The sequence below is a fragment of the Salinilacustrithrix flava genome, assembly GCF_041228405.1.
Taxonomy (GTDB): Bacteria; Actinomycetota; Acidimicrobiia; order Acidimicrobiales; family Salinilacustritrichaceae; genus Salinilacustrithrix; species Salinilacustrithrix flava.
The window spans coordinates 163582-184398 of the sequence record NZ_CP133888.1 but is presented as its reverse complement, the minus strand read 5'-3'; the positions used below and the strand labels follow the sequence as shown (position 1 = coordinate 184398).

The window sequence follows — 20817 nt, the reverse complement described above, 5'->3', positions numbered from 1 at the left end:
TTCCTTTCGGGGGTCGGACAGGGGAATCCTGGCTCACGTGGCGTGCTGGACGCTCGCTTTGGTCTCGATGGTGGGGTTGTCCGCCCAGGGGGTGAGGCGTCGGCCGAGGGCGCCGAAGGCGGCATCGGTGAGCAGGGACAGGGCCGCGACGATGACCGCGGCGGCGAGCACCTTGCCGTAGTCGCGCTCGGCGATGCCCTGGATGATCGGCGTGCCGAGGCAGCGGTAGCCCACCAGGGTGCCGAGGGTGGTGGTGGCCACGACCTGCACCGCAGAGACGCGCACGCCGGCGGCGAGCAGCGGCATCGCGGCCGGCACCTCGACCCGGCGCAGCACCTCCGACTCGCGCATGCCCATGCCCCGCGCCGCTTCCACGACCGCCGCGTCGACGTCGTCGACACCGGTGTAGGCGTTGACGAACACCGGCGGCAGGGCGAGCAGCACCAGGGCCACGAACGTGGGCCAGAACCCCAGGCCGAGGTCGAGCTGGTAGGAGACCGGGAGGACGAAGGCGATCACGGCGAAGGTCGGCAGCGCGCGGCTGAGGTTCACGAGCGTGACCGTCAGGAGCCCACCCCGATGCCGGTGCCCGAGGAGGAGCGCGGGGGGCACCGCGAGCACGATGGCGGCGAGCAGCGCAGCGCCGGACAGCCGCACGTGGTTCCACGTCAGGTTGACCAGTCCGTTGCGCCCCCACCAGGAGTCGGCGTCGGTCAGGTAGGCCAGTGCGTCCTCGATCATGGTGCCATCCCCGCTCGGGACCACGGCGTCGTCAGCCGCTGCACGGCGACGAACAGCAGGTCGAACGCGATGGCCATGGCGATCGACAGCCCACCGCCCACGATGATCGGCGTGGTGAAGTTCCGGCTGAGCCCGTCGTTGATGAAGACGCCGTAGCCGCCGCTGCCGACGAGGGCGCCCACGGTGACCAGGCCGATGACCGTGACCGTGGCCACCCGGATGCCGCCGATGATCGCGGGGGTCGCCAACCGGAGGTCGACGGCGAGGAACCGTCGCCACGGCTCGTAGCCCATGCCGTCGGCCGCCTCGAGCACCGATCTCGGCACGCCATCGATCCCGGCGACGATGTTCCGGAGCAGGATGAGCAAGGTGTAGGTGACGAGCGCGATGAGCACCGGGCGGAAGCCGAGGCCGGTGTAGGGCACGAGGATGGCGAAGAGCGCCAGGCTCGGGATGCTGTAGAGGGCGCCGGACAGGGCGGCGAGGGGGGCGTACGCCCGTCGCCACCGGAGCGCGACCATCGACATCGCCATGGCGATGACGAGCCCGATGCCCACGGCGTACCCGGTGAGCTGGAGGTGCTGGAGCGTGCGCTCCCAGATCTCGTCGGTGTGGTCGCCGATCCACTCCCAGGACAGCAGCCGGTCGTGGCGGGTGGCGAAGATGCTCACCGGACGCCCTCGCTGATCTCCTCGATGCGGACCATCCCCCGGTACTCGCCGTCGTCGTCGATCACCACGGCAACGTTCGTGAGGGAGTTGACGATCCCGTCCAGCGCGCTGCGCAACGTCGTGTCGGGGCTGACGACCGTGCGGAACGGCTCGGCGCCGTCGGCCCGCACCTCGCCGTCGAGCGTCGAGCCCCACTGCCAGCCGAGCAGGCGGCCGTGCTCGCGGATGCCGAACCACGTGACGCGGTGCTCCTGCATCAGGGCGCGGACGCTGTCGGCATCGTCGCCCACCTCGGCGACGGGGCCGGTGTCGGGGGTGATGTCGCGGACGCGCAGCAGCGCCAGGCGCTTCAGGCCGAGCTCCTCACCGAGGAAGTCGGCGACGAAGGGTGACGCCGGGTCGGCCAGGATCTCCGCGGGAGGGGCGGCCTGCTCGAGCACGCCGCCGACGTTGAGGATGACGACCCGGTCGCCGAGCTTGAGGGCCTCGTCGACGTCGTGGGTGACGAGGACGATGGTCTTGTGCACCCGGCGCTGCAGGTCGAGCAGCTCGTCCTGCAGCCGGGCCCGCACGATCGGGTCGACCGCGCTGTAGGGCTCGTCCATCAGCAGGATCGGCGGGTCGGCGGCCAGGGCGCGGGCGACCCCGACGCGCTGCTGCTGGCCGCCGGACAGGGCCGACGGGTAGCGGTCGAGCATCTGGCGCTCGAGGCCAACGAGGTCGACCAGCTCCTCCACCCGCTCGCGGGTCCGGGCCTTGTCCCAACCGAGCAGGCGGGGGACGGTGGCGATGTTGCCCGCCACGGTCTTGTGCGGGAACAGCCCGGTCTGCTGGATCACGTAGCCGATGCCGCGGCGCAGCTCGTGCACCGGCAGCTCGTCAGCAGGCCGACCGTGGATCTCGATGGTGCCCGATGTCGGCTCGATGAGCCGGTTGATCATCTTCAGCGTCGTGGTCTTCCCGCACCCCGACGGGCCGACCAGGGCGACGATCTCGCCGGTGGGGATCTCGAGGTCGAGGTGGTCCACGGCGAGCCCCGCGGCGCCGGGGTACCGCTTGCAGACCTGCTCGAGCCGGATCGCGACAGGCTGCGACATCCGGGGGAACCTAGACGCGGCGAGCAATCCCTCAAGGTGCGGGCGCCGAGTGCCGATGGGCCAGCGAACGCCGCGTCCCGCTGGGGGGTGCGGTCGATCGGCGGAGAGGGATCCGAAGATGACGCTTTCGATGTCCAGGCTGGCGCGCGCGGCAACGGGGGTGGGGCTGGCTGCGGCGCTGCTCGTACCGACCCCCTCGGGTGCCGCACCCGAGGGGGTCGCGTCACCGACCGTGGTGTCAAGCGCGTCCTCGACCACCACCGGACCCGACTCCATGTCGGTCACGCGCCTGTACCGGGCGTTCTTCCTCCGCGATGCCGACGGCGGGGGTCTGGCGTACTGGCAGCACCAGGTGCGGTCCGGCTACCCGCTGCACGCCGTCGCCTCGGACTTCGCTCGCTCGGCGGAGTTCCAGGCCCGATACGGGTCCCTGGACGCCCCGGCCTTCGTCGACCTCGTCTACCGGAACGTCATGGGTCGGGAGGCCGACGACGGTGGTCGTGCTCACTGGACCGCGACCCTGCGGGACGGCCGATTGAACCGCGGCGGCGTGATGCTGTCCTTCTCGGACTCGGCGGAGTACAAGGCCAAGACCGACCTCATCGGGACGATCAGCCAGCTCGTGCTCACGAGCGCCAGCGCCGGTCAGAAAACGCTCGTGATCGCCGATCGATCCGGGCGCAACCGGTCCCAGGTCGTGCCGACGTTGCCCGAGCGCCAGATCCACGTGCGCCTGATGTACCCGACCGGTGCCGACGGCCAGCCCCGCACGAGCTCTGCGCTCCCCGTGCACGTCGAGGGCAAGTACCGCTTCGGGTCGAACGTGGACTGCCACGCCCCGTACGGCGAGTTCATCCGTGCCTGCATCGGGTTCCCGCTCATGGACCAGGCGAGCGGCATCAACTGGGGAGACATGCCGAACCACCCCGGCGACGTCGGAGAGGTGCTCGATCACCTGCTCAGCGACCCGGGGCTCGGCGGCTCGGTGAACGCGGATCGCATCGTCTACAGCGGGGCCTCCATGGGCGGGATCAGCGGCCTGTACTTCGCTGCCGGTCCGTTCCAGGACGCACGGATCCGAGCGGTCGCCTCCTGGGTCGGGTTCGCGCCCTTCGCCATCTCGGAGATCACGACCCCGATCCCGTGGGAGGCGAAGCCCGCGATCCTGATGGTGAACGCGCACGACGACCCGGACATCACCTACGAGCTCGCCCGCAGGACGGTCGAGCAGGCCGGCCCTGGGCGGGTCGAGGTCGTGACGGTCCGTGAGGGGGGACACAACCCGAACTGCCGTCCGGCGCAGGACTACGCCGGTGGCTGGCTCCACCACCACATGTTCGGTGCGCCCCTCCCGTCGACGTCGATGCTGACCGGGTGCGCGACGCCGGGCCTCATCCCCGGTGGCACCACCGGGTTCGGTCTGGCCGCCGCCTTCGTGCGCTGATGGGCCGGCCGCCCGGCCGGTGGCCGCCTACTCGATCGTGACGGCGACGTCGTGGCGGTCGGCAGGGGTCTGGCCGTTCCAGTCGTCGCCGTGCTCCCAGTCGGGCTGCTTGGTGCGGTGGTCCTCGTCGAGGGTGACGCGGCCCTCGTCGTCGATGTCGACGATGGGCGCGACCAGGACGGGGGCGGCGCTGATGTGGCCGACGGCGTGGGCTCGGAGGGCATCGGGGAACTGCTCGAGGAAGCTGGTGACCACCCGCTCGTGCTGGGGGCCGAGGTCGCAGCGGGCCTCGTCGGAGAGCGTGCGGACCAGGGGCAGCAGGCGCTCGACGGAGGCCTCGTCGGCCTGGCCGTCGCGGAGCACGTCGAGGGCAGCCGCGACCTCGAGGCCACCCTCCTTGCAGGGGCTGCACTGACCGCATGACTCGATGGCCAGGAACCGGGAGACGCCGTGGGCGACGGCGATCGGGTCGGTGTCGGTGCTGAAGACCATGAAGCCCCCGGTGCCGAGCCCGGAGCCGGCGGCGGAGAGGTCCTCGTAGGTGGCGGGCAGGTCGAGCTGGTGGGGGAGCAGGATGCCGGAGCCGACGCCGCTCATCACGAAGGCGACCTCGCCGTCGGTGATCCCGCCGCCGAGCTCCTCGATGATCTCGCGCACCGGGGTGCCGAGCGCGAACTCGCCTACCCCTCCCCGACTGGTGTCGCCGGAGATGGTGAACAGCGACGTGCCCGGGGAGTCGGCGGTGCCGAGCTCGCGGAACCAGTCGGAGCCGTACCGGACGATCTGGGGCACGTGGGCGAAGGTCTCGGCGTTGTTCACGAGGGTTGGCGGCGCCGTGCCGCCGTCCCCGGCCAGCTCCAGCCGGCTGGCCCCGCCGGAGGGGTCGCCGACCTCGACGGTGCCGTGCCGGTACGGCGGCGCCACGCGGGGGAAGGGGAGCCGGCCGGCGGCGGCCTCGAGCAGCCCGGTCTCCTCGCCGAGGAGGTAGTGGCCGGCGCCGCCCACCACGTCGATCTCCACGTCGCCCGCGGCGCCGGTGGCCACGAGCTCCTGGGCGGCGTCGGTGAGGAGCTCGAGCTCGGTGGTGTACTGCTCCTTGGTGACGACGGCGATGGCCCGGGCACCGATGGCATGGGCGGCGATGAGCGCGCCCTCGAGGACCCGGTAGGGGTTGCGGCGGATGAGGGTGCGGTCGCCGAACGTGCCGGGCTCGCCCTCGGCGGCGTTGACCACGACGGTGGGGGCCAGCTCGCCGCTCGCCGCGTTGGCGGCGACGGTGGACCACTTCTTGCCGGTGGGGAAGCCGGCGCCGCCCCGGCCGCGCAGGCCGGCATCGGTGACGACGCTGATGGCGACCTCGGGCTCCACCCGGAGGGCCTCGTCGAGGCCGACGAGCCCGCCGACGGCTCGGTGCTCCTCGACGGAGCGGACGGGTGTCGGGTCGAGCAGTCTCTGGACAGCCATGGGCGCCTCCGTACCCGCGGCCAGGTGGTGGCATGCCCCGTGACGGGACCTGTCGTCAGTCGAAGAGCTCGGCGACCTCGTGCAGCGCCCGGGCCACCAGGTGCTCCTCGCCGGGGTCCTCCACGGCCTCGTGGGCCCAGAGGTACGTGTAGGGGATGTGCACCGCCCGTCCGCCCAGCTCCAGGACCGGCAGCACGTCGGAGCGGACGCTGTTGCCGACCATGCAGAACCGCGCCGGTTCGATGCCGTGGCGGTCGAGGATGGCGCGGTAGGTGCCGGCGTCCTTCTCGGCGACGATCTCCACCGCGTCGAAGTGGTCGGCGATGCCGGACGCGGCGACCTTGGACTCCTGGTGCCAGAGGTCGCCCTTGGTGATCAGCACCAGGTGCAGGCCTCGGGCGCGGAACCCCTCGATGGCCTCGGCGACGCCGTCGAGCAGCTCGACCGGGTGGTCGAGGAGGTCCTTGCCGAAGTCGAGGATGGTGGAGATGGCGTCGGTGGGGATGGCGCCGTTGGTGACCTCGATGGCGGTCTCCACGAGGGAGAGGGTGAAGCCCTTGGCGCCGTAGCCGAACAGGCGCAGGTTGCGCTGCTCGGTCTCCAGCATCCGCCGTTCGAGCTCGTCGACGTCGAGGTCGACGTGGTCGGCGAGGAGGGCGTGGTAGCGCTGGTGGGTCTCGTGGAAGCGGTTCTCGGAGTGCCAGAGCGTGTCGTCGGCGTCGATGCCGAGGTGGGTCACGCCGGCCAGCGGTGCCGTCACCGTCCGCTCCCGCGGCGTCCGCCGGGCCGGAGGAAGATGGCGGCGGGCACGCCGAGGGCGAAGAGCCACACGAGCCAGATGCCCCAGCCGCCGCCCTGGGCCTGCTTGACCTCGAAGGTGAACGTGCCCTCGCTCTCGCCGTCTCCGTCGTCGGCCATGGCGTGCCAGTGGACGATGTGCTGGCCGACGTCGAGCGGCTCGACCTCGATCTCCACCGTCGACGCCCGGGAGTCGACGCGCGGCTCACCCACGGTGACGTCGGTGCCGGCCGGGTCGGTGACCTCGATCGACACCGGACCGTCCGGATCGAAGGCGAGCAGGGTCATCTGGACCGAGTCCACGCCCTCGGTCACCGTGCCCCCGACCGGGGGGTCGGACTCCAGCAGCTCGGCGTGGGCGCCGGCCGACGTGGCGGTGGCGACCACCGCGAGGAGCGTGAGCAGGACGACCACCGCAGCAGTCCGGATGGGTGAGGGCAGCGATCGCACCTCCCGAGTCTGACGCTCCCCGGGGCCCGCGCGTGACCCGGGCCGACGAGGGGTTGGCAACGTGCGTTACCTTCGCCCCATGGACTTCCGGCTGCCCGATCACCTCGTCTCCCTGCTCGCCGAGCTCGACACCTTCATCGAAGACGTCATCGCCCCCATCCAGGCGCGAGACGACAACGAGCGGTTCTTCGACCACCGACGCGAGGATTCCCGCACGGATTGGGATCGAGATGGCCTGCCGAACGAGGAGTGGGAGGCGCTGCTCGGCGAGATGCGCCGCGCTGCCGACGACGCCGGCTTCCTGCGCTACCACCTGCCTGAGCGCTTCGGCGGAAAGGGCGGGTCGAACTTCGACATGGCGGTGATCCGCGAGCACCTCGCGGCCAAGGGCCTCGGGCTGTTCAACGACCTGCAGAACGAGAGCTCCATCGTCGGCAACTTCCCGACCGTGCTGATGATGGAGAAGTACGGCTCGGAGGCCCAGCAGGAGGAGTGGATCCCCAAGATGCTGGAGGGCAAGGCGGGCATCGCCTTCGGCCTCACCGAGCCCAACCACGGCTCCGACGCCACCTGGATGGAGACCCGGGCCGAGCGTGACGGTGACGAGTGGGTCATCAACGGCGAGAAGATGTGGAACACCGGCGTCCACAAGGCCACCCACGACTTCGTCTTCGCCCGCACCAGCGGCGACGACGGCGAGGCCGCCGGCATCTCCTGCTTCATCGTCCCCATGTCCAACGACGGCGTGAAGATCGAGGAGTACTACTGGACCTTCAACATGCCGACCGACCACGCACGCGTGTCGTTCACCAACGTGCGCGTGCGGGCCGAGGACGTGCTCGGTCCGATCGACAACGGCCTGCAGGTCGCCCAGCTGTTCGTGCACGAGAACCGCATCCGCCAGGCGGCGTCCTCGCTCGGCGCAGCGCAGTACTGCATCGACACGGCAGCCAAGTACGCCAAGGACCGCCGCGTGTTCGGCAAGTCGCTGGCCGCCAACCAGGCCATCCAGTTCCCCCTCGCCGAGCTGCACACCGAGGCCGCCATGCTGCGGGCCCTCATCCGCCAGACCGCGTGGGAGATGGACCGGGTCGACCACGGCATGGAGATCTCCGAGAAGGTCGCCATGTGCAACTACCGGGGCAACCGGTTGGTGTGCGACGCCGCCGATCGGGCCATGCAGACCTGCGGCGGCATGGGGTACTCGCGGCACATGGCCTTCGAGCACATCTACCGCCACCACCGGCGCTACCGGATCACCGAGGGCGCAGAGGAGATCCAGATCCGCCGGGTCGCCGCCCACCTGTTCGGCTTCACCGGCGCGGGTCGGGGCTCCACCGCCCGCTGACCGGGAATCTGGCAGCGGGAGCGGAACAGGAGGAGCGCCCTTCCGGCCGCCCTCGTCAGTCCTGTTCCGCCTCCGCTGCCAGATTCCTACGGCGGTTGGGCGGGACGGTCGTCGGCGGCTGCTTCCGGGGCGGGAGCTCGTCGAGCATCCGGGCCGCGACGGCGGCGATGTCGGCGACGGCCCGGTCGAAGGTCTCCTGGGTCACTGCGCTCGGATGGCGGATGCCGCTGAGCTTGCGGACGAACTGCCGGGCGGCGGCCTCGACCTCCTCCGGCGTGGCCGCCGGCTCGAGCCCCCGCAACGTGGTGATCGATCGGCACATGTGCTCGACGGTATCGATCGTGACCAGGACGTAGTGTCCCGATCCATGACCGAAGTGGGGGAGCACCTGCTGGCCACGCGCGACGTGGCCGAGTTCGTCGCCCGCGGGTTCCTCGCCCTGCCAGCGGTGGTGCCCGACGAGCTCAACGCCGCTGCCGTCGAGGAGCTCGGGCAGATCCTGGCCACCTGGGGGTCCGATGCCCGAGCGTTCGCGCCGTCGAGCGGCCAGCGGCTGTCGGCGATCTACCCGGAGCCGTCGGCCATCGGTGCCGTGCTGCGCCACCCGCCGGTGGCCGGTGCGCTGCGGTCGTTGCTCGGCGCCGACCCGGTGTTCGACCACGACTTCGTGCACCACAAGCCGGCCGGCGACCCCTTCGGTCAGCCCCTGCACCAGGACGCCATGATCGACCCCTCCATCGCGTTCGATGTGCAGCTCTTCTACTTCCCCAACGAGGTGACGCCCGGCGGCGGAGGCACCGGGTTCGTGCCCGGCACCCACCTGCGCCGGGTCCACGAGACCGATGTCGGTCGCTACGTGCACGTCGCGGGCGAGCGGCAGTGGGAGGGGCCGGCTGGCAGCGTCGTCCTGTTCCACCAGGGCCTGTGGCACCGGGGCATGCCGAACCCGTCGACGACCGATCGGCTCATGTACAAGATCCGCCTCAACCCGACCGAGCCCCAGGTGCGCCACTGGGACACGGGCGACCTCGACGAGCTCCACAACGGCCCCGACGACCACCTCTTCGCCCGCTTCCGCACCGACTCGGTCGCCGGCATCTTGCGCCACCGCGAGCTGTGGCAGGGCGAGGCCGACCACCGGCTGGAGCTGGCCGCCCGGGCGACGCTGTGGCGCTACCTCACCGGCGACGACCGCTTCGACGTCGACTGGTACCTCACCCGCACCGAGGCCCGGTCGGGGCTGGCATGACGATGGACCCTTCGGCCCAGCGCCAGCAGGTGCTGTTCCTCTACCTCGAGCACAGCGGCCTGGACGGGCGCGTGGTGGCGTGGTCGTTCCACGACGGCAGCGGTCGCGCCACCGACCTCGACGGTTCGCCGCCCTACGCCACCGGGACCGGCGCGCTGCGCGACGGCTGGCGGCTGCTCCAGGCGTCGCCGGTGCCCCAGCGTCTCCCAGGCGCCGAGCGCGTGGCCGGCCGTCTCGAGCACGAGCTCGTCTTCGAGCGCATCGTCGACGCCTGAGCCCGAGCCGTTCCGCAGTCGCTGCCAGAAGTCCCGGGTGGCGCCCGTCCAGCGGGTCAGCGGTGGGTGGCCCAGCGGTGCTCGCGCTCGCCCATCGGTGTGGCCGGCGGGCCGTCCACGAAGGGCCACAGCTCCTCGGCGATCTTGCGCCAGTTGTTCGTCGCCCCCAGCTCGCCCATCAGCGCGGCCAGCCCCAGGTTGATGCGCTGGATGATGACGAACGACGGCGGCACGTTGGCCGCCTTCATGATGTCGCCGTAGGGGCCGCTGGCATCGAAGATCCGCCGGATCGACTCCGACGCGTACTCCGGGGTCATGGTGGCTTCGCCGTCCTCGAGCACCCACTCGTAGAAGTGGCTGAAGTACTCCTCGACCAGCTCGTCGGAGAACGGTTCGCCCGGCTTGAGCAGGCCGATCTCCTCGATGGTGCGCCGGAAGGACTCGACGTCGCGGTGCAGCACCATCGAGCGCACGAGCGAGGAGAACGTGTCGACCTCCTCGGGCGTGAAGCGCTTCACCAGCCCGAAGTCGAGGAAGACCACCTGGCCGCCGGGGCGGAACAGGTAGTTGCCGGGGTGGGGGTCGCCGTTGAAGGCCCGGAACCGGTAGAGGCTTCGGAAGACGAAGCGGAAGATCGTCTCGGCCGCCAGGTCCTTCTCCTCCTGGGACCAGCTGAGGACCTCGTCGAAGCGTGCGCCCTCGGCCAGCTCGGTCGTCAGCACCCGACGGCTGCTGAGCTCGTGCACGACGTCGGGCACGTGGATGAAGGGGTGGCCGGCGTAGTGGTCGACGAACAGCTGCTGGTTCGCCGCCTCCAGCTCGTAGTCGAGCTCCTCGAGGATGCGCTCGCGCAGCTCCTCGACGATGGGGCCCGACTCGAGGCCGGGGAACAGCACGCCGAGCCCGCCGAAGACGAGGTTGGCGCTGCCGAGGTCGGACTCGATGGCCTCGTCGATGCCGGGGTACTGCACCTTCACCGCCACCGCCCGCCCGTCGGTGGTGATCGCCCGGTGCACCTGGCCGATGGACGCCGACGCGATGGGCACGGGGTCCCACTGGAGGAACAGCTCGTCCGGGTGGGCGCCGAGCTCGGACTCGACGACGCCGGCGGCCAGCTCGCCGCTCATGGGAGGTGCATCGGCCTGCAGCTGGGCCAGGGCTTCGCGGACGTGGGGTGGCATGCCGGAGTCGAGGTAGCTGGCCATCTGGCCGAGCTTCATCATGGCGCCCTTCATGTGCCCGAGGGTCTCGGTGATCTGCGCGGCGGTGCGCATCTCGAACCGGGTGTCGAGGGCCTGGCGGCGTTCGGCGCCGGCGAAGGTTCGGCGGGCCCGGTGCAGCGCGAACGCACCGCCGGCCCGGCCGCCCATGGTCGCCAGCTGGCGCCGGCGCGCCGCGCCCTGGCGGACCGAGAAGCTCCTGGCGGGCATCCCCCGCCCGATCAGGCGGCGCCCGACGACCCAGCCGGCCGCCGCCAGGCCGATGGCGAGGGCGGCGCCCTTCTTCGTCAGATCCGGGGTGCTGGGCACGCCGCGGATCGTACGGACGCGGCCGTGCCCGTGGAAAAGGCGCAACAGGGGAACTGCCAGCTCTCAGGGGTGGTCCGGGGTGGCGGCGGCCCGGGCCGCGTCGATCTCGCTGGTGCGCACGACGCGGGCGAAGACCACGATCGGCACGGCCATGAGGAGCCCGGAGAGCACGAAGGTGGTGCGCACGCCCCAGAGCGCGGCAGCAGCGCCGCCGGCGAGGCTGCCGAGGGGCATGGAGCCCCACCCGAGGAACCGGTACACGCTGTTGACCCGGCCGAGCAGGCGATCCGGGATGATCGTCTGGCGCAGCGACACGGTGATCACGTTCCAGAGGATGACGGCGAGCCCGAACACGGCGAAGGCCGCGCCGACGACCAGCGCGTTGGAGGTGGCGGCGATCACGATCGGCACCGCGACGGAGGCGACGAGCGTGCTCCACAGCATCGGCCCCCGCCCGAACCGGGTGACGAGGCGGGCGGACAGGAGCGACCCGATGGTGGACCCGGCCGCCGTGGTCGTGAGGAGCACGCCGAAGCCGAACCCGCTGAGGCCGAGGGCCGACTCCTCGCCGACGGCGTAGAGCGGGAAGACGGCGAAGAGCATCGTGGACGTGAAGTTCATGGCGCCGAGCAGCACGGCGAGGCCGCGCAGGAGGCGGTGGTTCCGCAGCCAGCGGAGGCCCTCGGCGATGTCGGTGCGCATGCGTGGGCGGGCGACGTCGGGATCGCGGGCGGGCCGTCGGGTGGCGACGAGGCCGCCGAGGGATGCGATCAGACCGGCGGAGATGGCGAAGGTGCCGGCGTCGAGCAGGATCGGCACGGCCGCGCCGAGGCCGAACAGGAAGCCGCCGAGCGGTGGACCGAGGAACTGGTTGGTGACGATCTCGCCGGCCATGAGGCGGCCGTTGGCACGCTCGAGGTCGTCGCGCTCGACGAGGGCCGGCAGGAAGGCCTGGGACGCGTTGTCGAACAGGGTCTCGGCCACGCCGAGGCCGAAGCCGATGGCGTAGAGGAGCCAGATGCTCGCGACGTCGGTGAGCACGGCGGCGGCCAGCGCGGCGACCAGGAGCGCACGCAGCGCGTTCACCGTCGCCATCAACCGCCGCCGGTCGACCCGGTCGGCGATCGCTCCCGCGTGCAGGGAGAAGAGCAGCCACGGCAGGCGGTTCGCCACGGTGACGCCGGCGAACAGCAGCGGCTGGCGGGTGAGGGTCTCGGCCAGCAGCGGCAGGGCCACGGCCATGACGCCGTCGCCGGTGTTGGAGACGACCGATGCCGTCCACAGTCGGTTGAAGCCGGCGCCGAGGCGGGCCGGCGTGGCGCGGCTCAGGGCAGCGGGGCCGGACGGCGGTCGGCCCAGGGGAGCAGCTGCTCGACCTGCGCGGCCACGCGCAGCAGCGCGGCCTCCTGCCACGGGCCGGCGACGACCTGGGCGCCGACGGGCAGGCCGGTGTCGCTGGCCTGGTGCACCGGGAGGGAGATGGCGGGCAGGCCGTTCATGTTGAACATCGAGGTGTAGCTCACCGTGGCCAGCACCGTCATCGAGGTGTCGGCGGGCGCCTCGGTGATCTCCCGCAGGATCTGGCCGGCTGACGGGGGCTGGATCGGCATCGTGGGGGTGACGAGGACGTCGAAGTCCCGGCCCCACTGGGCGTTGACCTTGCGGGTCCATCGCTGGAGGGCCGCGACCGCGCCGACGTAGGTGAGGCTGTCGACCTTCTGGGCGTAGCCCCGGTTGGCCCGGTTGTTCGCCTGGACGCGGTCCCAGTCGACGTCGAAGTCGGAGAGCCCGGCGTTGACGACGTGCACGAAGCCGGCGATGAAGTCCTCGGCGAAGGGCTCGAACTCGTGGTCGACGATCTCGTGGCCGGCTTCGGCCAGGGCGGCCACGGTGCGCTCCACGGCGGCCACGCACTCCGGGTCGACGTCGAGCCCGAGGGTCGAGGTGGTCATGGACGCGATGCGCAGCCGGCCGGGGTCGGCGCCGACCTCGTCGAGGAAGGGTCGCTCCGGTGCCGGCGCGTTCCACCAGGCGAGCGGGTCGAACACGGCGATGGCGTCGAGGGCCGCGGCGGTGTCGGCCACGGTGCGCGAGACCACGCCCTGGGTGGAGGCGCCCTCCCAGGCCACGGTCTGGTCGACGACGCGACCACGCGCCGGCTTCAGGCCGACGAGGCCGGTGCAGGTGGCCGGGATGCGGATGGAGCCCCCGCCGTCGCTGGCGTGGGCGATGGTGAACATCCCGCCCGCCACCGCCGCGGAGGCGCCGCCGGAGGAGCCCCCGGAGGTGCGTTCGAGGTCCCACGGGTTGCGGGTGATGCCGTAGCGGTCGTTCTCGGTGGCGGTGACGGTGCCGAACTCGGGGGAGTTGCTGGTGCCGCACAGCAGGAAGCCGGCGTCCTCCAGCCGCTGCACGACGAGGCCGCTCTCCTCGGCCGGTGCGTCCGAGGCACCCGGGGACCCGAACGTGCAGGGCCACCCCTGCACGGGGTGCAGGTCCTTGATCGGCAGCGGGACCCCGAAGAACGGAGGCAGGTCGTCCGGGCCCTCGGCGGTGAGGCGCTCGGTGGCGGCCTTCGCCCGGGCCCGGGCGTCGTCCTCGTCGAGCCAGACCACGGCGTTCAGCGCCGGGTTCCGGTCGGCGATGGCGGCCAGGGTGGCGTCCATGACCTCGGTGGGGGAGACCTCGGCGCGCCGGATGGCGGCGGCCAGGTCGAGGGCGGAGCTGCGGTCGAGGTCGGGCTGCACGGCGCGAACGCTACTGAGCGCCGGCGAGGAGGGCGGCGGCGAGCTCGTCCACGGCCGGATCGGGGCGGGCGCCCGTGCGGCGGGCCAGCACCAGGCGGCGGACCACGAGGTCGCGATGCACCACGCGGAGCCCTTCGACCGACCCGAGCCCGGCGAGGGGAAGCACGGTCCAGCCCACGCCGAGCAGGGCCATCTCGCGCAGCACCTCGGGCTGGTTGGACTCGGCCACGACCTCGAAGCCGGCGCCGGCACGGCGCAGGGCGTCGGCGACGACCTGCCGGGTGTGCGAGCCGCTCGGGAACGTCACCCACGGCCCCCAGCCGGCGGGGGCGACGTCGGCGGCGTCGCCGGGGGCGAGCACGCTGAGGGGGTCGTCGAGCAGCGGCTGGGTCGTGATGCGCGCCGGCAGGTCGTCGGTCTCCACGCACACGACGAGGTCGAGCTCCCCGCGGACCAGCCGCCGCAGGAGCGGGCCCGAGGGGTCCACGGCGAGCAGCAGATCGACCTCGGGTCGCTGGCGGCGGTGGGCCCGCAGCACGTCGCGGAAGTGGTGGGTGGCGGCGGCGTCGATCATGCCGAGCCGGACGACCCCGCTCGTGCCGGTGCGGCGCGACGCCAGCCACCGGGCCAGGTCGCGCGTGGCGGCGACGGTTGCCTCGGCGTAGCGCAGGACGGGCTCGTGGTCGCGGGCCGGCACCCGGCGGCGCCCGTCCCGCTCGAACAGGGCCACGCCGAGCCGGCGCTCGAGCTCGGCGATGCCCTGGGACAGGGCCGACGGGGACACGCCGACCGAGGCGGCGGCCTCGCCCCAGGTGTCGTGGCGGTCGATGGCCACGAGGTACTCGAGCTGCTGGGTGGTGAGCTGCAGCGTCGTCGGCGGTGGTCGCACCCCCGCGACGGTAGTTCAGTGTTCCTGAACCAACGTTGCGTTTCCACCACGATGCTTCATGATGGTCGGATGACCGCACGAGACATCGCACCCGCAACGGGCAAGCTCGGCGTGCTCCTCCCGGGGCTCGGCGCCGTGGCATCCACCTTCATCGCCGGCGTGCTGCAGGCCCGCCAGAGCGGCGAGGCCCCCATCGGCTCGCTCAGCCAGATGGCCCACATCCGCCTCGGCGACCGCGAGGAGGGCCGCAACCCCCTCATCAAGGACTTCGTCCCGCTCGCCAGCCTGGACGACATCGTCTTCGGCGGCTGGGATCCGATCTCGCCGAACGCGCTCGAGGCCGCCCGCACCGCCGGCGTGCTCGAGGAGCGCGACCTGGCCCCGATCTCGGCCGAGATGGAGGGCATCGTGGCCATGGACGCGGTGTTCGACCAGAGCTGGGTCTCCCGCCTCGAGGGCACCCGGGTCAAGACCGGCGCATCGAAGATGGAGCTCGCCGAGCAGCTCATCGCCGACATCGAGGCCTTCCGCACCGAGAACGGCTGCGACCGCCTCGTCATCGTGTGGTGCGCCTCGACCGAGGCCTACCGGGACGTCACCGAGGTGCACCAGAGCGTCGAGGCCTTCGAGCAGGGCCTGCGCGACAGCGACCCGATGATCAGCCCGAGCCAGATCTACGCCTACGCCGCGCTGATCTCCGGGGTGCCCTTCGCCAACGGCGCGCCGAACCTGTCCACCGACCTGCCCTGCATGATCGAGCTGGCCGGGCGCGAGGGCGTGCCGATCGGCGGCAAGGACTTCAAGACCGGCCAGACGCTGATGAAGACGATCCTGGCGCCGGGCTTCAAGGCCCGGATGCTCGGCCTGCGCGGCTGGTACTCCACCAACATCCTCGGCAACCGCGACGGCGAGGTCCTGGACGACCCGGAGAACTTCAAGTCCAAGGAGGTCTCCAAGCTCGGCGTGATCGACACGATCCTGCAGCCCGACGCCTACCCCGACCTCTACGGCAACGTCGACCACGTCGTGCGGATCAACTACTACCCGCCCCGCGGCGACAACAAGGAGGGCTGGGACAACATCGACATCTTCGGGTGGATGGGCTACCCGATGCAGATCAAGGTCAACTTCCTCTGCCGCGACTCGATCCTGGCCGCCCCCCTCGTGCTCGACCTGGCCCTCTTCTTCGACCTCGCGGCTCGTGCCGGCGAGGCGGGCGTGCAGGAGTGGCTCAGCTTCTACTTCAAGGCCCCGATGGTGACGCCCAACCCCGGCGGCGACGACCTGCCGCCCGAGCACGACATCTTCATCCAGCAGATCAAGCTGAAGAACACCCTGCGCACGTGGATGGGCGAGGAGCCCGTCACCCACGCGGAGCAGTAGAAAGAGCCTCGTGAGCGACGATCCGACGGCCGCCCAGGCCGACATCATCCCCCAGACGTTGGTGGGCATCTCCTTCCCGGACATCTACCGGGCCCAGGAGTTCCTCACCGCCGTCACCCGGCTGAAGGCGAACGGCTCGCTGGTGCTCGAGGACGCCGTCATCGTGGTCAAGGACGACGCCGGCAAGACCGTCGTGCGCGAGACCATCGACCCCCAACCGGGCCGCTCGGCCATCTCCGGGGGCATGTGGACCGGCCTGTTCGGCCTGCTCCTCGGGGGACCGGTCGGCTGGGCGGCGGGCACCGCCATCGGCGCCGGCGCCGGTGCGCTCACCGCCAAGGTCGTCGACCTCGGCATCTCCGACGAGTGGGTCGGGTGGTTCCGTGACGCGGTGAAGCCGGGCACCGCCACCGTCGCCGTCCTCGCGAGCGAGATCGTCGAGGACCACCTCGTGGCCGAGGTCCACCGCTTCGCCGGCTCAGAGCTGGTCTACGCCAACTTCGACGCCGAGATGATCGCCCGACTGGAGCGAGCGCTCGAGGTCTGACGCGAGCGCGGGCCCGCAGGCACCGTGACAGGATGACGTCAGCGACGTCGACCGCAGGGGGTGCCGCATGGGACTGGCCATGACCGTGGAGGAACGGGAGCAGTTCCTGGCCGACGTGCACGTGGGCGTGCTGGCGGTGGAGCGCCCCGACGGGCCCCCGCTCGCCGTCCCCGTCTGGTACGACTACCGCCCCGGCGGGGAGCTGTGGGTGCTCACGGCTGAGGACTCCGTCAAGGGCAAGCTGCTGGCCCAGGCCCGTCGGTTCTCGCTCTGCGCCCAGGACGAGACCCCGCCCTTCTACCGCTACGTCAGCGTCGAGGGGCCCATCACGGCCATCCGCGCCGCGGACGAGGAGGACGACTCCCGCCCCATGGCGCACCGCTACCTCGGCCCCGACATCGGTGACGAGTACGTGGAGACCTCCGACGAGCAGAGCCTGAAGTTCTGCATGCAGCCCGAGCGCTGGTGGAGCGTGGACTACTCCAAGCTCACCTAGCGCGCCGTTCCGCAGCCGCGTCCAGAACCGGGTCGGTGGCTACGCTCCGCCGCCGTGACGATCAACGACCTGCAGGGCCAGGTGGCCGTGGTGACCGGCGGCAACGGGGGCATCGGGCTCGGCTTCGCCGAGGGGTGCGCCCGGGCCGGCGCCGCCGTGGCGGTGTGGGCCCGCAACGCCGACAAGTCCGCCGCCGCCGTGGAGGCGATCAAGGGCCACGGGGTGGATGCCATCGCCGTGGCCTGCGACGTCGGCGACGAGGCATCGGTCGCTGCCGCCACGGCCGAGACGGTCGAGCGCCTCGGCCGCATCGACGTCTGCGTCGCCAACGCCGGCACGAGCGGCGGTGGCCAGCTCCAGGACCTGTCGCTCGAGGAGTGGCGCCGCGTGATGGCCATCAACCTCGACGGTGCGTTCCTCACCATGCGCGACTGCGCCCGCCAGATGATCGACCAGGGCGAGGGCGGCGCGATCGTGGCGATCTCGTCGACCTCGGCCATCCACGGCGCTGCTGCCAACCCCCACTACGGCGCGTCCAAGACCGCCCTGCTCGGCCTCGTCCGCGCCTCGGCCGTGGGCCTCGCCCGCCACAAGATCCGGGTGAACGCCGTGCTGCCCGGCTGGACCCGCACCGAGATGGCCGAGGGCGGCTACCAGGACGACCGCTTCCGCGAGGTCACCACCAAGCGCACCCCGGTGCGCCGGTGGGCGACGGGTGAGGACTACGAGAAGCTGGCCGCCTACCTGTGCGACAAGTCCGTGGATTGGCACACCGGCGACCAGATCGTCGCTGACGGCGGCTACACCATCTTCTGATCGTGGACCGCTGACGTGGACGGGGGCTTGCGCACGGGCGCCGACGGCGTCGTGCGGTGCTGGTGGTGCGGCGACGATCCGCTCTACGTGGACTACCACGACCACGAGTGGGGCCGGCCCACCCGCGACGAGCGCGACGTCTTCGAGCTGCTCGCGCTCGAGGGCTTCCAAGCCGGTCTGGCGTGGATCACGATCCTGCGCAAGCGGGAGGCCTTCCGGGCCGCGTTCCACGGCTTCGACATCGACGCGGTGGCGGCCTACGAGGAGCCCGACATCGAGCGCCTGCTCGGCGACGCCGGCATCGTGCGCCACCGGGGCAAGATCCAGGCCACCATCGACCTGGCCCGCCTGAGCCAGGAGCTGCGCGCCGAGGGCAGCTCCCTGAGCGAGCTGGTCTGGTCCCACGCGCCCGAGTCGCGACCGGCGCCGCTCGCCACCCTGGCCGAGATCCCAGCGCACACGTCGGAGTCCGCCGCGCTGAGCAAGGCGCTCAAGGCGCGCGGCGCCCGCTTCGTCGGCCCGACGATCGTCTACGCGTTCATGCAGTCGGCCGGGATGGTCGACGACCACCTCATCGGCTGCCACCGCTGCGGTCCGTGATCCGCGCCAGCACGCGCCGGAACACCCCGCCCTCGGTCGTGCCGACCTCGTCGACCATGCTCCCGTCGACCGAGCCGTCCTGGGCGTCGCGCAGGTAGAGCACCTTGGCCGCACCGACGATCGGCGTGGCGATCAGGGCACCCGGCACGCCGGCCATCGCGCCGCCGAGCAGCGCGGCCAGCATCGTCGTGGGAGGCGTGAGGTCGACGGCCTTGCCGACCACGGCGGGCTGGATGATGTTGTTCTCGAGGTTCTGGTACACGAGGAACACGACGAGGGCGATCGCCGCCGCCACGGGACCCTGCGTGAGGGCCAGGGTGACGAGGAACGAGCCGCCGAGGAACCCGCCGATCTGGGGGATCAGGTTCGTGAGCATCGACCAGAGGCCGGCGAGCGGGGCGAGGGGGACGCCGAGCGAGAGCGCGACCGTGAGCACGACGAGCCCGTTGAGGATGGCCACGAACAGTGAGCCGGCGAAGTAGTTGCCGAACGTGCGGTAGACGACCCGGCCGATCCCGTCGAGGTGCTCCCGGCGCTCGCCCTTGAACAGGTTCCGGATGCGCTGCACCATCGACTCGCCGTCGAGCATGACGGCGATGGCGGTGACGAGCACGACGATCGTGGTGAGCAGACCCCCGAGCAGGTCCTCGGCGTAGCGGGTGATCTGCTCGTCGTCGAGCTCGGCGGGCAGACGCTCGATGGCGTCGTCGACGCGCTGGGCCAGGTCCGCCTCGGCGATGCGCTCCCCGATGACCGGCCAGGTGTAGGCGTCCTCGATCGTGGCCGGGAGGTCCGAGCGCAGGCTCCCGGCCTGCTCGATGGCGGCGGGGCCGAGGACGAGGAGCACGGCGAGGAAGGCCAGGCCGAGTGCGGTGCCGACGATGGCCACGGCGATGCCCCGGCTCGACCCGCCGAGGCGGTCGCGCGTGCGGGCGACCACCGGGTCGAGGGCCAGCGCGATCACGATGCCCACGACGACCTTGGTGATCATCGACGGCGTCTGCTGCAGCACCTCGAGCAGGCCGAGGGCCACCAGTGCGAAGACGAGGAGCGTCGCCATCGAGCGGAGGTCGACGTCGACCACGGTGCGCGTGTCGTTGGGGGCGGGCTCGGCACCGTCCCCACCTCCGGGCGCATCACGGAGGCCAGCGGTCACCCTCGGTACCGTACGACTCGATGCCGGCGACACCGTGGATGACCGGGGGCGGGGCTCGCCGCTCGCGCACGGTCCGCATCAGCACCCGCACGATCGCGCTGGCCGTCGGCGTCGTGCTCGCGCTCCTCGTGCTCCGGGGCGCGTTCGTGGCCGGCCAGCGGGTCCTCGGCTGGGCTGCCGCCTGCACGGTGACGGCGGTGTTCGTGGCCCCGCTCGTGACCTGGTTGGGTCGATGGATCCCGCGGATCGCCGCAGTGCTGCTCACCTTCGTCGTCATCGGCGTGGCGGCCGTGGCGCTCGTCTTCGGCACCTTCGACAACCTCGACCGTGAGGTCCGCTCGCTGCAGGACGTCGCACCCGAGGCGACGGCGCGCCTCGAGGACCGGGACGACGAGATCGGCGCCGCCATGCGCGACCTGCGGCTGTCCGACCGCGTCGAGGTCTTCCTCGACGAGGTCGACGAGCGGGTGGGCAGCGGCAGCGACGCGCTCGCCGAGAACGCGCTGACCGTGCCCGTGTTCTTCGTGAACATGATCCTCACGATCTTCCTGCTGATCTACGGCCCCGGGATCATCCGGGGTGGGCTCTCGCTGGTGGCGGACGACGACCGGCGACGGCTGGTCACCACCGTGCTCGAGGAGGCGACGTTGCGCGCCCGCCGGACGCTGACCGCCATGCTCGGCCAGGGGGTGCTGATCGGGTTGTCCGTGGGGCTCGTGGCCTCGCTGCTCTCGCTGCCGGCGCCGGTGGTGCTCGGACTGGTCGCCGGCGTGGCCGCCACCCTCCCCGACGTCGGCATCCTGCTCGGGGTCCTGCCCACCGCGGCCCTCACCGCCGGCCTCGAGAGCGGGCGAGCGGCCGTGGCGATCCTGGCCGCGGCGATGGTGCTGCAGGCCGTCGAGGCCCTGCACGCGCGGCGGTGGATCGACCGGTGGGGCGTCGAGGTCGGCCCCTCCGTCGTCTTGATCGTGGTGCTGCTCGGCTACGAGCTGCACGGCATCGGCATGGCGTTCTTCGGGGTGGCCTTCGCGGTCTTCGCCCTGGCGGTCGTCGATCAGGTGCCCCGCGCCCAGGAACCGATGGAGGAGCCGGCCCCGGCGCAGCCGTAGTGTGCTGC

At 71.8% G+C, this 20817-nt stretch carries 22 protein-coding genes; 10 read left to right on the top strand and 12 right to left on the bottom strand.

What is annotated here, in order from left to right; all coding sequences use genetic code 11:
• Positions 1-33 precede the first annotated feature (33 nt).
• From RGQ06_RS00965 to RGQ06_RS00955, 3 genes are read right to left on the bottom strand one after another with little or no spacing between them, the layout of a single operon-like run.
• Positions 34-741, bottom strand: a complete 708-nt coding sequence (locus tag RGQ06_RS00965) for an ABC transporter permease (RefSeq protein WP_432428349.1) — start codon at positions 739-741, stop codon at positions 34-36.
• Positions 738-1412, bottom strand: a complete 675-nt coding sequence (locus RGQ06_RS00960) for an ABC transporter permease (protein ID WP_432428348.1) — start codon at positions 1410-1412, stop codon at positions 738-740. The genes RGQ06_RS00965 and RGQ06_RS00960 overlap by 4 nt, the downstream gene beginning before the upstream one ends.
• Entirely contained in the window at positions 1409-2509 is a 1101-nt protein-coding gene (locus tag RGQ06_RS00955; protein ID WP_432428347.1) for an ABC transporter ATP-binding protein, read from the bottom strand. Before RGQ06_RS00955 ends, RGQ06_RS00960 begins: the two co-directional genes overlap by 4 nt.
• A 274-nt stretch (positions 2510-2783) precedes the next feature.
• Between RGQ06_RS00955 and RGQ06_RS00950 the strand changes: the two genes are divergently transcribed.
• The gene (locus RGQ06_RS00950) at positions 2784-3953 is read left to right on the top strand and encodes a DUF4214 domain-containing protein (RefSeq protein WP_432428346.1); all 1170 of its coding nucleotides are present in this window, start codon (positions 2784-2786) and stop codon (positions 3951-3953) included.
• Positions 3954-3980: 27 nt separating this feature from the next.
• On the opposite strand, the gene RGQ06_RS00945 is transcribed toward RGQ06_RS00950, so the two are convergent.
• Genes RGQ06_RS00945 through RGQ06_RS00935 form a run of 3 tightly spaced genes read right to left on the bottom strand, consistent with a single transcriptional unit; the run spans position 3981 to position 6665 of the window.
• A complete protein-coding gene (locus RGQ06_RS00945; RefSeq protein ID WP_432428345.1) occupies positions 3981-5417 on the bottom strand; it encodes an NADH-ubiquinone oxidoreductase-F iron-sulfur binding region domain-containing protein in 1437 nt (478 codons plus the stop codon).
• Positions 5418-5472: 55 nt separating this feature from the next.
• Positions 5473-6177, bottom strand: coding sequence for an HAD family hydrolase (locus tag RGQ06_RS00940; protein WP_432428344.1), 705 nt, complete (start codon positions 6175-6177; stop codon positions 5473-5475).
• The gene (locus RGQ06_RS00935; RefSeq protein WP_432428343.1) at positions 6174-6665 is read right to left on the bottom strand and encodes a copper resistance CopC family protein; all 492 of its coding nucleotides are present in this window, start codon (positions 6663-6665) and stop codon (positions 6174-6176) included. Before RGQ06_RS00935 ends, RGQ06_RS00940 begins: the two co-directional genes overlap by 4 nt.
• Positions 6666-6744: 79 nt before the next feature.
• Here RGQ06_RS00935 and RGQ06_RS00930 point away from each other — a divergent pair, with 79 nt between their 5' ends.
• On the top strand, positions 6745-8013 hold the full coding sequence (locus RGQ06_RS00930) for an acyl-CoA dehydrogenase family protein (protein WP_432428342.1): 1269 nt from the start codon (positions 6745-6747) through the stop codon (positions 8011-8013).
• A 55-nt stretch (positions 8014-8068) separates the two neighbouring features.
• On the opposite strand, the gene RGQ06_RS00925 is transcribed toward RGQ06_RS00930, so the two are convergent.
• A complete protein-coding gene (locus RGQ06_RS00925) occupies positions 8069-8335 on the bottom strand; it encodes a DUF2277 domain-containing protein (protein WP_432428341.1) in 267 nt (88 codons plus the stop codon).
• Positions 8336-8380: 45 nt separating this feature from the next.
• Here RGQ06_RS00925 and RGQ06_RS00920 point away from each other — a divergent pair, with 45 nt between their 5' ends.
• Entirely contained in the window at positions 8381-9262 is an 882-nt protein-coding gene (locus RGQ06_RS00920; protein ID WP_432428340.1) for a phytanoyl-CoA dioxygenase family protein, read from the top strand.
• Positions 9259-9537, top strand: a complete 279-nt coding sequence (locus tag RGQ06_RS00915) for a hypothetical protein (RefSeq protein ID WP_432428339.1) — start codon at positions 9259-9261, stop codon at positions 9535-9537. Before RGQ06_RS00920 ends, RGQ06_RS00915 begins: the two co-directional genes overlap by 4 nt.
• A gap of 56 nt (positions 9538-9593) precedes the next feature.
• On the opposite strand, the gene RGQ06_RS00910 is transcribed toward RGQ06_RS00915, so the two are convergent.
• From RGQ06_RS00910 to RGQ06_RS00895, 4 genes are all read right to left on the bottom strand, one after another.
• Positions 9594-11066 (bottom strand): ABC1 kinase family protein, encoded by a 1473-nt coding sequence (locus tag RGQ06_RS00910; protein WP_432428338.1) that lies wholly within the window; start codon positions 11064-11066, stop codon positions 9594-9596.
• A gap of 63 nt (positions 11067-11129) precedes the next feature.
• Positions 11130-12395, bottom strand: a complete 1266-nt coding sequence (locus RGQ06_RS00905; protein WP_432428536.1) for an MFS transporter — start codon at positions 12393-12395, stop codon at positions 11130-11132.
• On the bottom strand, positions 12392-13813 hold the full coding sequence (locus tag RGQ06_RS00900) for an amidase (protein ID WP_432428337.1): 1422 nt from the start codon (positions 13811-13813) through the stop codon (positions 12392-12394). Before RGQ06_RS00900 ends, RGQ06_RS00905 begins: the two co-directional genes overlap by 4 nt.
• A 10-nt stretch (positions 13814-13823) precedes the next feature.
• Complete coding sequence (locus tag RGQ06_RS00895; RefSeq protein WP_432428336.1) at positions 13824-14702, bottom strand: LysR family transcriptional regulator; 879 nt, start codon at positions 14700-14702, stop codon at positions 13824-13826.
• 69 nt (positions 14703-14771) lie between these two features.
• On the opposite strand from RGQ06_RS00895, the gene RGQ06_RS00890 reads away from it, so the two are divergent.
• The 5 genes from RGQ06_RS00890 (at position 14772) to RGQ06_RS00870 (ending at position 18544) form a co-directional block, all read left to right on the top strand.
• Entirely contained in the window at positions 14772-16085 is a 1314-nt protein-coding gene (locus RGQ06_RS00890) for an inositol-3-phosphate synthase (protein WP_432428335.1), read from the top strand.
• A gap of 10 nt (positions 16086-16095) precedes the next feature.
• Complete coding sequence (locus RGQ06_RS00885) at positions 16096-16632, top strand: DUF1269 domain-containing protein (protein ID WP_432428334.1); 537 nt, start codon at positions 16096-16098, stop codon at positions 16630-16632.
• A 67-nt stretch (positions 16633-16699) separates the two neighbouring features.
• Positions 16700-17128, top strand: a complete 429-nt coding sequence (locus tag RGQ06_RS00880; protein ID WP_432428333.1) for a pyridoxamine 5'-phosphate oxidase family protein — start codon at positions 16700-16702, stop codon at positions 17126-17128.
• A gap of 54 nt (positions 17129-17182) precedes the next feature.
• On the top strand, positions 17183-17944 hold the full coding sequence (locus tag RGQ06_RS00875) for an SDR family NAD(P)-dependent oxidoreductase (RefSeq protein WP_432428332.1): 762 nt from the start codon (positions 17183-17185) through the stop codon (positions 17942-17944).
• A 15-nt stretch (positions 17945-17959) separates the two neighbouring features.
• Complete coding sequence (locus RGQ06_RS00870) at positions 17960-18544, top strand: DNA-3-methyladenine glycosylase I (protein WP_432428331.1); 585 nt, start codon at positions 17960-17962, stop codon at positions 18542-18544.
• Here the strand turns inward: RGQ06_RS00870 and RGQ06_RS00865 are convergent.
• Entirely contained in the window at positions 18516-19700 is a 1185-nt protein-coding gene (locus RGQ06_RS00865; protein ID WP_432428330.1) for an AI-2E family transporter, read from the bottom strand. The genes RGQ06_RS00870 and RGQ06_RS00865 overlap by 29 nt on opposite strands.
• A gap of 20 nt (positions 19701-19720) precedes the next feature.
• Between RGQ06_RS00865 and RGQ06_RS00860 the strand changes: the two genes are divergently transcribed.
• Entirely contained in the window at positions 19721-20809 is a 1089-nt protein-coding gene (locus RGQ06_RS00860; RefSeq protein WP_432428329.1) for an AI-2E family transporter, read from the top strand.
• Positions 20810-20817: the final 8 nt, after the last annotated feature.